General features: G+C 69.5%; 12 protein-coding genes. 9 read left to right on the top strand and 3 right to left on the bottom strand.

Annotated features, from left to right (window positions below):
* Positions 1-93: 93 nt before the first annotated feature.
* The 5 genes from QOZ89_RS20385 (at position 94) to QOZ89_RS20365 (ending at position 4,105) form a co-directional block, all read left to right on the top strand.
* Complete coding sequence (locus tag QOZ89_RS20385; RefSeq protein ID WP_241842312.1) at positions 94-654, top strand: PaaI family thioesterase; 561 nt, start codon at positions 94-96, stop codon at positions 652-654.
* A complete protein-coding gene (locus tag QOZ89_RS20380) occupies positions 651-1,955 on the top strand; it encodes a phenylacetate--CoA ligase family protein (RefSeq protein WP_071053202.1) in 1,305 nt (434 codons plus the stop codon). The genes QOZ89_RS20385 and QOZ89_RS20380 overlap by 4 nt, the downstream gene beginning before the upstream one ends.
* Positions 1,952-2,641: a hypothetical protein gene (locus QOZ89_RS20375; RefSeq protein ID WP_071053201.1), complete on the top strand. Its 690-nt coding sequence runs from the start codon at positions 1,952-1,954 to the stop codon at positions 2,639-2,641. The genes QOZ89_RS20380 and QOZ89_RS20375 overlap by 4 nt, the downstream gene beginning before the upstream one ends.
* 297 nt (positions 2,642-2,938) lie before the next feature.
* Positions 2,939-3,781 (top strand): mycofactocin-coupled SDR family oxidoreductase, encoded by an 843-nt coding sequence (locus QOZ89_RS20370; protein WP_071053200.1) that lies wholly within the window; start codon positions 2,939-2,941, stop codon positions 3,779-3,781.
* A gap of 141 nt (positions 3,782-3,922) precedes the next feature.
* A complete protein-coding gene (locus QOZ89_RS20365) occupies positions 3,923-4,105 on the top strand; it encodes a ferredoxin (protein ID WP_241842311.1) in 183 nt (60 codons plus the stop codon).
* 200 nt (positions 4,106-4,305) lie between these two features.
* Here QOZ89_RS20365 and QOZ89_RS20360 read toward each other — a convergent pair whose 3' ends face one another.
* A complete protein-coding gene (locus tag QOZ89_RS20360; protein ID WP_071053199.1) occupies positions 4,306-5,556 on the bottom strand; it encodes a cytochrome P450 in 1,251 nt (416 codons plus the stop codon).
* A 326-nt stretch (positions 5,557-5,882) separates the two neighbouring features.
* Here QOZ89_RS20360 and QOZ89_RS20355 point away from each other — a divergent pair, with 326 nt between their 5' ends.
* Positions 5,883-7,118, top strand: coding sequence for a CaiB/BaiF CoA transferase family protein (locus QOZ89_RS20355; RefSeq protein WP_071053198.1), 1,236 nt, complete (start codon positions 5,883-5,885; stop codon positions 7,116-7,118).
* 21 nt (positions 7,119-7,139) lie between these two features.
* Here QOZ89_RS20355 and QOZ89_RS20350 read toward each other — a convergent pair whose 3' ends face one another.
* Entirely contained in the window at positions 7,140-7,646 is a 507-nt protein-coding gene (locus tag QOZ89_RS20350) for a carboxymuconolactone decarboxylase family protein (RefSeq protein ID WP_312624569.1), read from the bottom strand.
* Positions 7,647-7,843: 197 nt separating this feature from the next.
* On the opposite strand from QOZ89_RS20350, the gene QOZ89_RS20345 reads away from it, so the two are divergent.
* Entirely contained in the window at positions 7,844-9,028 is a 1,185-nt protein-coding gene (locus QOZ89_RS20345; RefSeq protein ID WP_071053196.1) for an amidohydrolase family protein, read from the top strand.
* Positions 9,029-9,165: 137 nt separating this feature from the next.
* On the top strand, positions 9,166-9,732 hold the full coding sequence (locus QOZ89_RS20340) for a MarR family winged helix-turn-helix transcriptional regulator (RefSeq protein WP_083419801.1): 567 nt from the start codon (positions 9,166-9,168) through the stop codon (positions 9,730-9,732).
* Here QOZ89_RS20340 and QOZ89_RS20335 read toward each other — a convergent pair.
* Positions 9,671-11,359: an N-acyl-D-amino-acid deacylase family protein gene (locus QOZ89_RS20335; protein WP_071053195.1), complete on the bottom strand. Its 1,689-nt coding sequence runs from the start codon at positions 11,357-11,359 to the stop codon at positions 9,671-9,673. The two genes, QOZ89_RS20340 and QOZ89_RS20335, sit on opposite strands and share 62 nt — an antisense overlap.
* A 116-nt stretch (positions 11,360-11,475) precedes the next feature.
* Between QOZ89_RS20335 and QOZ89_RS20330 the strand changes: the two genes are divergently transcribed.
* On the top strand, positions 11,476-12,324 hold the full coding sequence (locus QOZ89_RS20330) for a mycofactocin-coupled SDR family oxidoreductase (protein ID WP_071053194.1): 849 nt from the start codon (positions 11,476-11,478) through the stop codon (positions 12,322-12,324).
* The last annotated feature ends 55 nt before the right edge of the window (positions 12,325-12,379 follow it).

Below are 12,379 nucleotides of genomic sequence, written 5' to 3'. Positions count from 1 at the left end.
CCGGGGCGGCCGCGGCGCGCGCCATGGCATGGCGGCGCCTCCGGGAGCGGGAGCCTGGTGGCTAATCGTCTAACTAAGATGTATGTTCGCGCTGTGGTCCCTGACACAACAGACGAGGCGTGGGCTGGTGGTGACTGGCAGCGTCCCGGACGGTCTGCCAGCGGTGTCGCGCTGTGCGGCGGCTGCCAGACGGCGGAACGCTGCCGGCTCGGGATCGAGACCGAACAGCTGGTGGACGGCGGCGTCGTCTACACCCTGACCTGCCCCTGGGAGTCCGAGGGCGGCCCGCGGGTGGCGCACGGCGGGTGGACGGCAGGGGTGCTCGACGAGGTAGTCGGGCATGTGCCGCTGCTTCATGGCCAGCTGGCGGTGACGGGCCAGCTGGCGGTTCGCTTCGTCAAACCGGTGCCGGTGGGCTGGCCGCTGCGGGCCACCGCCCGGCTGACCGGGCGGGAAGGGCGCCGCTGGCACGTCGAAGCCGAACTGACGCTCGCCTCGACCGGGGCATTGCTGGCCGCCGCTCAGGCGGTGCTGGTGGCCCGGGACGTCGACCACTTCGCGCGCCACGAGGCGTGGCTCGCCGAGCAGGACCAGTCCGCGCGAGCGTCCGGGGACCAGTCGGCGCCGGACGGGAGAGAGGAGGAGCGAGGGTGACCTACCTCGAACCGGACCTGGAGACCGCCCCGGCGGACAGGATCGAAAGCGAACAGACCAAGCGCCTGCTGGAGGTCGTCCAGCTGGCGCACGAACGCTCGGCGTTCTACCGCGAGGCGTGGGACTCAGCCGGTCTGCGGCCGGACGACGTGACGTCGACGGCGGACTTCCGCCGCCTGGTCCCCTTCATGGACAAGGACGCGGTCCGCGCGTTCCGTGACCGGACTGGCGACGGCTTCGGCGGCCTGCTGTGCGTCGGCCCGGCGGACCTGACCACCGTGACGTCGAGCTCGGGAACCACCGGGGACCCGACGTTCTTCAGCGAGGTGTGGCCGGGCCTCGCCTGCGCACCCTTACCCGCCGGCTACCTGCGCGCCTTATGGATGATGGGGGCGCGACCCGGCGACCGTGTGCTGTGCAACGCCGCGATCTTCCGAGGCTGGATCGAGGACGCGTTCCGCGCGCTGGGACTGGTCCCACTTCTCGTCGACACCTGGATGGGCAACTGGGGCGAGGTGCTCCGCGTCGTCGAACAGCACCGGCCGGTCTACGCCCAGCTGATGAGCCCCAACCTGGTCGAGCTGGAACACCTCGCCGCCCGCCACGACCTGCGCAAGCTGTTCGACTCGTTCAAGGCGGTCTCGTTCGCCGGCGAGCCGTTGGGAGCGCGGATGCGTGCGCGGCTGTCCACCGAGTGGGGCCTGGACGTCTTCGTCTACACCAGCGCGGGCGACACCGGCCTGGCCTGGGAATGCTCCGAGCACGACGGCTACCACCTGTGGTGGGACGAGGTCCTCCTTGAGGTGGTCGACCCGGCCACCGGACAGCGGGTCGCCGAGGGCGAGGTCGGGGAGATGGTGGTGACCGCGCTCGACAACGACGTCGCGCCGCTGATCCGCTACCGCACGGGTGACCTGGTCCGGCACAGCACCGCCACGTGCCCGTGCGGCCGAACATCGCCCCGCGTGTGGGTACTCGGCCGGGGCGGAGACGAGACCGTCGTCGCTGGGCGCGCGGTCCTGCCGCAGGAGGTCTGGACGGCGGTCGAGCGCGTCGACGAGACGCAGACGGGCCTGTTCCAGATCATCCGCCCGACCCGGGAGGTCGAACGGCTACGGCTGCGGGTGGGCTACGACGCCTCCCGCGAGGTCGATCTGGACGGGCTCGCTGGCCGCCTCGCCGCGTCCGTCGCCGACGTCGTGCGGCTGCCAGTCGAACTGGTGGACATCGCACTGGAGACGGAGGAGGCGCTGTTGCGACGAGGATCGGCGGCCAAGGTGCCCAGGGTGGCGAAATCATGACGCTCCAGTCCGTCAACGAGGCCGCGCTGCGGTTGCCACGTCAGCCGCTGTTCGGCATCTCGTGGTGGTACACCGGCGAGGCCGTCGAGTTCGCGATCAGCCATGAGGACGTCGCGCGCGACACGGAGTGGGCGACGAGCCAGCTCGGTGCCACCGGCCTCGGCTACGGCGACGTGCTGATCCCGGTGGCCGGGCCCTTCGAGGGCGGCTGGATTCAGCCCTTCTCCCGTGCCGCCGGCGCGCTGCGCGCGACCGTCGCCCATGCCGACAGGTTCGCCTGGGACGCGGGCCGGGTCGAGATGTTCACCCGCCGGCTGCCCGTGCGGGTGCTACTGGGGCTGCCCGGAGAGGTGGCCTCGGCTCTGGTGCAGCGCGACCTGCTCGCGAACGTGGCCGCCGTCCCCGTCCTGCTCGCCCGGCCCGACGCCGTCAGCCCGCTGCGGGCGGCCGGCGCCGCGTGCGGCGTGTTCGCGCTGATCGGTCCCGCGGTTGCCCTGACCACGAGCACGTCGCCCGGCGCGCCGCTCGCCTACGACACCGCCGAGTGGCGTTTCGAGGACGACGGCGCCGGCGAGCTGCTCGTCACCACCGTCGGCCCCAGGGCCACCCGGTTCGAGCGTGCCCGCACGGGTGTGGCCGGTCGGGCGGCCGGCGACGGCCTGGTCGAGCTCCACCTGCCTGCCTGACCGACGACGTGGGCCGGCGCCTTCATCGCACGGACTGACCTGGTTGTCTCGGCTCGGCGACAGGTGCCGATCACGAGTGCTCAGATTCCAGAGCCATGCCGGGAACAGTTCCCGGGCATTCGTCAGCGGGTCACCGTTGCCTGATACCCAGCGCGCGCCTTCATCCCCGGCCGACCACCCACCTGATCGGCTCCGCCTGCCGCCAGCTGCCGACAAAATTGGCTACACATCTATCTATTTACACCGTAGATTCGGATTTCGAGAACCGTTGAAACATTGAGGGAGGAGGTGGCGGAGATGGGTCGTGTCGACGGCAAGGTCGCCTTCATCACGGGTGCCGCGCGGGGCCAGGGCCGGTCGCACGCGGTCCGGCTCGCGGCGGAGGGCGCGGACATCATCGCGGTCGACCTGGTCACCCCGGACGCATACCCGTGGATGACATATCGGCAGGCCGAGCAGGATCAGCTCGACGAGACCGTGGCGCTCGTCGAGAAGACGGGCCGCCGAATCGTCGCCCGCCGAGGCGACGTCCGGGACCGCGCGAGCCTCCAAGCCGCGCTCGACGCCGGCCTCGAGGAGTTCGGCCAGATCGACATCGTCAGCGCCAACGCCGGCATCAGCCCCTTCGGGCCGGAAAGCTGGAACATCTCCGCTCAGCAGTGGGCCGACGTCCTCAATACCAATCTCACCGGGGTGTGGAACACCACCTCCGTCTGCATCCCCCGGATGATCGAGGCAGGGCGCGGCGGCTCCGTCATCCTCACCAGTTCGGGCGCGGGCACCAAGGGTGTACCGAATCTCGCCGACTACTGCGCATCGAAGTTCGGCGTGATCGGTTTCATGAAGAGCCTCGCCAACGAGGTCGGTCGCTACAACATCCGCGTCAACGCGCTGACCCCCGGCACGGTGGCCACCGACATGGTCCTCAACGAAGGGCTGTACCGGCTGTTTCGGCCGGATCTGGAGCACCCGACGAAGGAGGACGCGGTGCCGATCTTCACGAACACGGTCAACCTCATGCCGCAGCCGTGGGTCGAGCCGATCGATATCTCCAACGCCCTGCTGTTCCTCGCCTCGGACGAGGCTCGCTACGTCACCGGTCAGGTCTTCGGCATCGACCTCGGTTCCAACATCAAGTAGCCGCGGGCACAACGGGCGCCGGCGTCGCCGATCGTCGCGCCCCCGCAAGGTCTTATGCCGCGGGCCTTCACCTGGGACGGTCCGGGATTGATCGACACGCTGATCCGAGGATGGGAAGGAACTCAGTCGGTGCGTATCCGGGTGGACGAGGACGTGTGTCAGGGCCACACGCTGTGCGCGATGAACGCGCCGGCGCTGTTCGATCTCCGGGCCGACGACGGCCACGCTGTCACGCTTGTCGAGGAGGTGCCAGGCGAACTCGATGCGGCGGCGAGGCTGGCTGCGCGGGGATGCCCCGAGCGCGCCGTCGTCATCGAGGAGTGACGACGGCACCACCGCGGCGCACGGCTCCGCGCGAGTCGTGCCTATGTGTGCTTCGCTGACCGAGCCGACATCCCTCGCGCAGCGGTCGAGGGCACTGGATTGAAGCAGTCAGCGTCGTTGCGACCACTTCGCGTGCTGAGGGTCCCCGTGTCTTCGTCACGGGGACCCTCAGTAAGATCTTCACGACTGCACCGGCATCTTCACGGCGTGAAGGCCGTGCCCCCGATTCGGTTGGTGGGGGTGAAGGCCATGGGCATGCGGGACCAGCCGTTTACCTGGCCGATGGTCTCATAGCGCTCGCCGTGCTCTTCGTCGACGACGAAGTCCGGGATGCGGCGGAGAACCTCGCCGATGATCACCTCGAACTCGATGCGGGTGAAATTGGAGCCGAGGCAACGGTGGATGCCGAGGCCGAAGGCCTGGTGACGGTTGGGGAAGCGGTCGAGGACGACCTCGTCGGGACGCTCGAAGACCTCGGGGTCGAAATTCGCGGCTCCCAGATTGAGCAGGACACGGTCGCCGCGGTGCAGTAGCGTGCCGCCGATCTCGACGTCCGTCGTGACGGTTCGGGCAAGCGTCTGTGTCGGCGTGAAGTAGCGCAGGAACTCCTCGCATGCCGGCGCCAGCCGCTCCGGGCTCTCGGCCAGCCAGGCGCGCTGCCGCGGATGGGCGGACAACCAGTGCATCGCGTTGGCGACGAGCGCCGTTGTCGTGTCGTTGCCGCCGGCGAGGACCAGGTTGCAGATTTCCATGATCCTCTGGTCGGACAGCGACTCGTCGTTGACGCGAGCTGTCGCCAGGACGCTGAGAAGATCGTCAGTAGGCTCGGCGCGGCGGTGCGCGACCGTTTCGGCGCAGACCTGAAGGCTGTGCATCACCTTTGCGGCGGCCTCGTCGAAGCGAGGGGTGCCCGGGACGCTGTAGACGATCGCGTGGTAGGCCTCGGAATAGAGGGGCCAGTCGTTCAGCGGCAGGCCGAGGGTCGCGGCGGTCAGCAGAGCGGGTATGGGGCTCGCCAGGTCGGCGACGACATCCATCTGCCCGGTCTCGACAACGCGATCGAGCATCGCCGTCGTGACGTCGACGACGAAGGGGCGCCAGCGTTCGGACGCCGCGGGCGAGAAGTGCGGATTGAGAATCCTGCGGTAGTCGAAGAACTCGGGCGGATCCATCTCGATCGGCACCGAAACGACAGGGGTGGGGGGCTGGACGATTCCCAGGTAGATGCTCTCCGGCTCCGGTTCGTGTCGCGAAGCAAACGTCGCGTCGTCCTTGATGGCGCGGGCGACATCGGCATACCGGGTCAGCACATAGAATCCACCGTGCTGATCGCTGTGCGCGACGGGACACCGCGCTCGCAACTCTAAGTTGATCTCTCGCCATCGGCACGCATAGTCGGCGGAATGATGATCGAACGCGCCAGTCGCCTTGTCGGCAGCGCTCACGCTCATCGCGGCCCCCTTCATTGATCATGGAGAGTGGTGGGCGTCTCGGCGGGAATGCTGGAACGGCTCATCCGACCCGCGGGCCCAACCACGTACATTGTAAGCGATTAGGCTTACGGGTCAAGGGCCGGGTGCGGCGAACCCGCGCGAGGGCTTCGGCGAACACCAGCGGGACGCCGGTCGTCGACGTCCGTGCCTCATTCGGCGCATCGCTCGCCTGGTGCTACTATGGCTGCTATATTAGAGGGCGAACATAGCCTAAGCTGAGGAGCGCCGAATGGCCTCGAAGCCCCGCGTCGAGGCGCCGGGAGAGTGGTTGAGGAGACGGTCTCGTGACTGACTTCCTTCAGGGGATCCGCGTACTTGAGGCGGCCGTCCTGCTCAACGGAGACGCGTTGGGCATGTACCTCGGCGACCAAGGGGCGGACGTCATCAAGATCGAGGCTCCCCCGCGCGGCGACTATGTGCGGGACATGCACGGTCAGGTGGTGCCGCGGTACAGCGTGACCCACCTTCAGTGCAACAAGAACAAGCGGTCCGTCGCTCTCAACCTTCGCACCGATGAGGGTCGCGAGGTGTTCTGGAAGCTGCTTGAGACGGCGGACGTCTTCGTCGACGGGTTCGCCGGGGACGCCTGCTCCAGGCTCGGGATCGGCTACGAGGAGCAGCAACAACGGCGGCCAGAGATCATCTACTGCCAGGTGAGCGGCTTTGGGAGCATCGGGCCCTACGCCGCGATCCCCACCCACGGTCAGATGATGAATGCTCTTGCCGCGAGCACCCCCGTCGCGATGGGTGAGGACGGCCTGACGCATGCCGCGAATGCCAAGATGACCCACGGCGTCTTCGGCGTGGGCATCGGCCCCGATGTGGCCGCCCTGCACGCCGCGTACAGCATTACCTCCGCCCTGTTACGCAGGAACCGCACCGGCAACGGTGCGCACATCGACGTTTCGGCCGCGGACGCCGTCGTCGTGTCGGGCTGGCGGGCGCTGTGCCAGTACCTGAACGACGAAAGGATCAGTGACCGGCGAGGCGTCATTCCGGAGCGCGAGGAGTCCGACGCCGCGAAATACCAGTACTACGAGACGGCGGACCGGAAATTTGTGTTGTTCTGCTGCATCGAGCACAAGTTCTGGGACCGGTTCTGCGAGCTCGTCGATCGTGCGGACCTCACGTCGCGCAAAGACACCGCTGGACCCGTTGACTTCGCGTATGGCGACGTCGAGCTTCGCGGCACGCTCCAGCGCATCTTCTGGACCCGTGACCTGCGCGACTGGATACGCGTGGCGAGCGAGCACGAGTTGCCGATCGGCCCCAACTATTCCAGCACGTCCGACCTGCTCGCCGACGAGCACCTTGCCGCCCGTGGGGTTTTCACGGACGACGTGCACCCGGTCGCGGGGCCCTTCACCTACACCGGCCGGGCTGGGGTCGTCGTCGGCGAGCCGGCGTACCGCGTGCGGCGGCCGGCGCCCGCGTTCGGGGAGCACACCGACGAGCTCCTGCGGGAACTCGGATACGGCCCGGCGGATGTGGCGCGGCTGCGTGCGGTCGGCGCGATCTGAGCCCTGTCCGCCTCACTGGCGTCAGCGCGCGGCCAGCCCCACGTTGCCAGGACGGAGCAGGACTCGCAACGAGTTCTGCAGCCACGCGGTCATCGCGTAGGTGCCCACCAGCTGGATCAGCTCGATGAGTTGCGGCGCGTCCAGCCGCTGCGCGAGTATCGCCCAGGTCTCGTCGCTGATCACGCTGTCCGCGTGAAGTTCGTCGACGGCCCGGATGATCGCCGCATCGTCCGGCGCCCAGGCTTCGTGATCGGGTCCAGCGATCACCTGTTCGATCTCGGCGGTGGTGAGGCCGACCTCCCTCGCGATCTCGACGTGCTCGCCCCACTCGAGTTGGCCTCGGCACAGCCAGGCGTTTCGCAGGACAGCCAGCTCGCGGTCCCGCCCGGGCAGCGTCCCTCTGGTGAGGAGGAAGGTGGCGTACCGCGCGTACTGCCGGTACAGCCTCGGGTGCCGCACCAGGGTGGTGAGGTACTCCGCTCGGCGCGGCTGCCCGTCAGGCGTCCCCCAGGAGAGGAGCTCACGCATCTCCTCGGTCCACTCGCTCTCCGCAAGGGGACCGACCCGGGGCTCTGGCCGAACCGGATGAACGTGCACTTGCTGATCACCACCCGTCGAGGGTCTTCGAAACGTGCGGCATCTGGCCGCGACGGCGCCTGCCGCGCCATGGAGGTATGGTAGGCCCCTAAGATAGGGCACGACAACCTGCGCTCAGGGGGCTGCCGGTGTATCGACTGTTCAGTGTCGACGACCATGTGATCGAGCCGCCGGACGTCTGGTCCAGCCGCGTCCCGGCGAGGTTTCGGGATGACGCGCCTCGCGTGGTCGAACGGGAAGGCCGCGAGGTCTGGGTCTACGAGAACCAGGTCTTCCCGACCATCGCGTACGGCGTCGACGCGGCCCGGTTCCGACTGGGTGGCGGGGAGCAGGCCGCCATGCCGCTCGACACGCTTGACCAGATGGCTCGATGGGGGCTCGCCCGCTTCGAGGACATGAAAGCCGCATGCTACCGCCCGGCGGAGCGGGCGAAAGATCTTCAGTCCAACGGCGTCTACGCCAGTATCTCGTTCCCATCATTCCCGCGCTTCGGGGGAGCGCGATTCCTTGATTTCGAGGACAAGGAACTCGCCGCAGTCTGCGTGCGCGCATGGAACGACTTCATCCTCGACGAGTGGTGCCCCGGAGGCCCGCCTGGCCAGTTCGTCCCCATGACGCTCGGCCTGCTCTGGGACCCCCAGGCAACAGCGGCCGAGGTGCGCCGTTGCGTGGCCAAGGGCGCGAAGGCGCTGTGCTGGGTGAGCAACCCGGCGCCCCTCGGGCTACCGAACATCTGGGATGAGTGCTGGGACCCGGTCTGGGCGATCTGTGCGGCGGAGGGCCTGCCGATCTGCATGCACATCGGCTCCGACGGGAGCACCTTCAACCCATCACCGGGAGTGGACGCTCCGCTCCCGCAGGCTTTGACGATCGGTTCCTGGATCGACTCCGTCAACTTCATGCTGAGCCCGGTGCCGCGCAAGTTCCCGGACGTCAGGCTGGTGTTCGCCGAGGGCGGCATCGGCTGGATCCCGGCGGCGTTGGAGCGCGCTGACCGCGCCTGGGCGCGCCACGGGTTCGAGAAGAACCGTCCGCACCCGTGGCCCTCCGAAGTCTTTCGACGCAACATGTCCGTCTGCATGATCGATGAGCCGACGGGCATCGGGTTGCATGATCTGATCGGCATCGAGAACATCCTCGCCGAGCTCGACTACCCGCACGTCGACACCAGCTATCCCGACACACAGACGGTTATGGGAGAACTTCTGCAGGGCATGCCTGACGAGAAGGCTCAACTGGTCGCTCATGGAAACGCCGAGCGTCTCTTCGGGTGGACGATGGCAGAGCCGAGCTCCGTCCTGGCGGGAACGTGACAGTGAAGGCGGCGGCCACGTGACAAGATTCGGGTCACGGCTGGCGAGGGGAGGGCGATGTGGCGCGCGCCGATGAACGTCGCCGGCCGCGGGGCGCCTCGGAGGATGTCGGACAACCGGCACCGCGGACGCGCGCCATGGCGGCGCTGCGGCGTCTTGGCCGAGCCTGGACAGCGGTGGCCGACGAGCTGCTGGCCGAGGAGGGCGCGACCTTGGCGCAGTATGCCGTCCTCACCGCGTTGTCGCAGGACACGCCCCTGTCTGGCGCTGAACTCGCTCGCCGCTGTGGAGTGACTGCCGCGACGATGTCGGCGCTGTTGGCCAATCTCGACAACCGAGGTCTCCTTGCCCGCGCGAAGGACCCGTCCGGCGGCCGGGCCGTCCTCACGCGCCTGACCCCCGCGGGGACGGCGTTGTTGGAACGCTGCGATCCGCACATCGACGCCATCGAGCGGCAGTTCCTCGCCGAGGTCAGCGAGTCCGAGCTTCGCGGGGTCGAAGACGTGCTCCTGCGCTGGGCACGTCGCTTCGAGGAACTCCAGCAGCCAGCAAGGTTGTCTGACACGATCGCGCGAACACCGCGCGGTACGTCTGGACATTCAACGTCCCTGTCGGGCCCGGCGGGCCCACGTCGCGGGGCTCTCAGCCGGCCGCCAGGAACCGGCCCGGACGGGCACCCGTCAGCCCGCCTGCCTCCTGGGTGACCTTGCCGGCGACGACGGTGTAGCGGTAACCGCCCGGCGGGCGGCGCAGCCGGGAGCCGCCCGCCGGAAGGTCGTCGACGAAGACGTCGGGCTGCCAGGCCAGCTCGTCGAGGGCGAACACGACCAGGTCCGCGACCCCGCCCGCGCGCACGGCGCCGCGCCCACGCAGCCCGAAGGCCTCCGCCTGCCGTCCGGTCAGCGCGTGGACCGCCTGCTCGAGAGACAGGTCGCCGCGGTCACGGACGTGGCGGGTGAGCAACAGTGTGCTGTCGCCCGTGGCGCACATCATCTGCAGGTGCGCGCCCGCGTCGCTGTTGCCGATCAGCGCCGCCGGGTGCGTGAGCGTCTCCGCGACCCCGTCGGGATCGGAGTTGGAGACACCGACACCGACGAGGCCCGGATCCAGGTCGTTGGCCAGCACCCAGTCGGCGAGCACGTCGGAGGGGTGGCCGCCGCGTTCGGCGACCAGGTCGGCCAGGGTCGCGCCCACCCATCGGTTCAGCTCCGGGCGGCGGACCTCGACGAGGCGCATCCGTTCGGGGAACTTGTGCGGGATCATCGTGCGCGGGACTCGGTCCCACTCCTCGCGGGCAAGCGCCCGCCAGGCTGGGTCGACCAGCAGCGCGCACTTGCTGACGGCGTCCGCCTGGACCATCCGGTGCCAGCTCTCGGCCAGCGCGAACCATGACATGCCGCCGAACCAGTTCACCCGGATGTCCAGCGTGCGCGGCGAGACCTGCGGCAGGGTCCGCACGCCGCGCTGCTGGAGGGTGAGCGCGTGGTCGAGCATCCGCGTGGCCGCGTGTGGGCGGTCGGCGTCGTGGAAGACGCCGATCCAGGTGTGGATGATCCCGCGTGGGCCGCACAGGGCGGCCATCCGCTCGACGTCGGCCCGCATCGCCCGCCCGCCGGTCTGGTCGGGGATGAACTGCACCGCGCGGCCATGGGCCGCCACCACGTCCAGGAGCGCGGCGAGCTCGGCTTCGTCCGCGAGCCGGCTCGGCACCGGGCGCTTCTCGCGGTCCTCGTCGAAGCCCAGCGACGACGACAGGCCCAGCGCGCCCGCGGCCAGGCTCTCGTCGAGGACACGCGCCATCTCGGCCCGCTCGGCCTCCGTCGCCGGCCGCTCCCACGCCTCCGCGCCGATGACGAACAACCGCAGCGGGGTGTGGCCGACGAACCCGACCGCGTTCACGCCTAGGCCGTGGGCCGCCGCGGCGGCCCGATAGTCGGGCCACGTCTCCCAGGTCCAGGGGATCGCGGCGTCGAAGGCGGATTCGGGCAGGTCCTCGATGTAGCAGAACAGACTGGTGACGCCAGCCCGGTCCGCGGCGCGCACCGGCGCCAGCGAGAGCGAGCAGTTGCCCATCATCACCGTCGTGACGCCGTGCTGCGGCATCGGGTCACACGAGGCGTCCCACCACAGGGACGGGTCCACGTGGGTGTGGTTGTCGATGAACCCCGGCGCGACCACGGCGCCGGCCGCGTCCAGCACGCGCTCGCCCGCCACGGCCAGGCCCGGCCCGACCTCGGCGACCCGGCCGCCCCTGACACGGACATCGGCCGCGCGCGGCGGCGCGCCGGTTCCGTCTACGAGCAGCCCTCCCTTGACCAGCAGATCAGCCATGGTGCACCACCGCGTGCCGGTAACGGCCGGCGGACCGGCGCGCGAGACGATCGACGGAGTCCCGGTATCGCATAAGCTAAAAGATACAACTAATTGATGCCAAAGGGGAGGTGCTGATGGGTGACCTGACGGGGAAAGCCGCGTTCGTGACCGGTGCGGCCCGCGGCCAGGGCAGGGCCCACGCGGTACGGCTCGCGCGGGACGGCGCGGACGTCATCGCGGTGGACGTGTGCGCACCCGTGCCGCCGTCGCGGATCCCGCCGGCCACGCTCGCCGACCTGGAGGAGACCGCCCGGCTGGTCCGCGAGACCGGCCGAGGTGTCGTCGCGCGGGTCGCGGACGTCCGTGACCTCGCGGCGTTACGTCGCGTGGTGGCGGAGGGCGTCGAACGGTTTGGCGGCCTGGACATCGTCGTGGCCAACGCCGGCATCGCCACCGGCGGCCCGACGGTGGATCTCACGGAGGACGCCTGGCTCACGACCGTGGACGTCAACCTGTCCGGGGCCTGGCGTACCTGCGCCGCCGCCGTCCCCGCCATGGTCGAGACCGGTCGCGGAGGGTCGATCGTGCTAACGAGCTCGATCGCCGGGCTGCGCGGCCTCCCGCTGGCCGCCGCCTATTCGGCGTCCAAGCACGGCCTCGTCGGGCTGTGCCGCGTGCTCGCCCTGGAGCTTGCCGGGCACGACATCCGGGTCAACACGATCCACCCGCACGGCGTCAACACCCCGATGGCGAACGTGCGCGAAGACCTCGCGCCGGGGGAGGCCGGGCGCGACCACGGGCGGGCCGCCCGGACTGGTGGCCTGGACCCGGCGGTCTTCGGGGTGCTCGGGCAGCTGCTGCCGGTGGGCCGGATCGCCGAACCGGAGGAGATCGCCGCGGTGGTGTCCTGGCTCGTCTCCGCCGACGCGCGGTTCCTCACCGGCGCGCAGATCCCGATCGACTTCGGCAACCAACTGCTGTGACCACGGGTGTGCCCGGCGCAGCCGCGCCGGGCCCACCCCCCCAGGGCGCGCGGCC

The organism is Pseudofrankia coriaricola (genome assembly GCF_032027725.1).
GTDB lineage: Bacteria > Actinomycetota > Actinomycetes > Frankiales > Frankiaceae > Pseudofrankia.
Note: the sequence above shows the minus strand (reverse complement) of the source record. Positions and strands in the feature narration are given on the sequence as shown.

Bases quoted from the DNA above. Each gene is read 5' to 3' on its own strand.
- QOZ89_RS20370 (WP_071053200.1), top strand. From the start codon at position 2,939: ATGGGTCGTGTCGACGGCAAGGTCGCCTTCATCACGGGTGCCGCGCGG.
- QOZ89_RS20375 (WP_071053201.1), top strand. From the start codon at position 1,952: ATGACGCTCCAGTCCGTCAACGAGGCCGCGCTGCGGTTGCCACGTCAG.
- QOZ89_RS20335 (WP_071053195.1), bottom strand. From the start codon at position 11,359: ATGGCTGATCTGCTGGTCAAGGGAGGGCTGCTCGTAGACGGAACCGGC.
- QOZ89_RS20350 (WP_312624569.1), bottom strand. From the start codon at position 7,646: ATGCGTGAGCTCCTCTCCTGGGGGACGCCTGACGGGCAGCCGCGCCGA.
- QOZ89_RS20340 (WP_083419801.1), top strand. From the start codon at position 9,166: ATGGCGGCGCTGCGGCGTCTTGGCCGAGCCTGGACAGCGGTGGCCGAC.
- QOZ89_RS20330 (WP_071053194.1), top strand. From the start codon at position 11,476: ATGGGTGACCTGACGGGGAAAGCCGCGTTCGTGACCGGTGCGGCCCGC.
- QOZ89_RS20360 (WP_071053199.1), bottom strand. From the start codon at position 5,556: ATGAGCGTGAGCGCTGCCGACAAGGCGACTGGCGCGTTCGATCATCAT.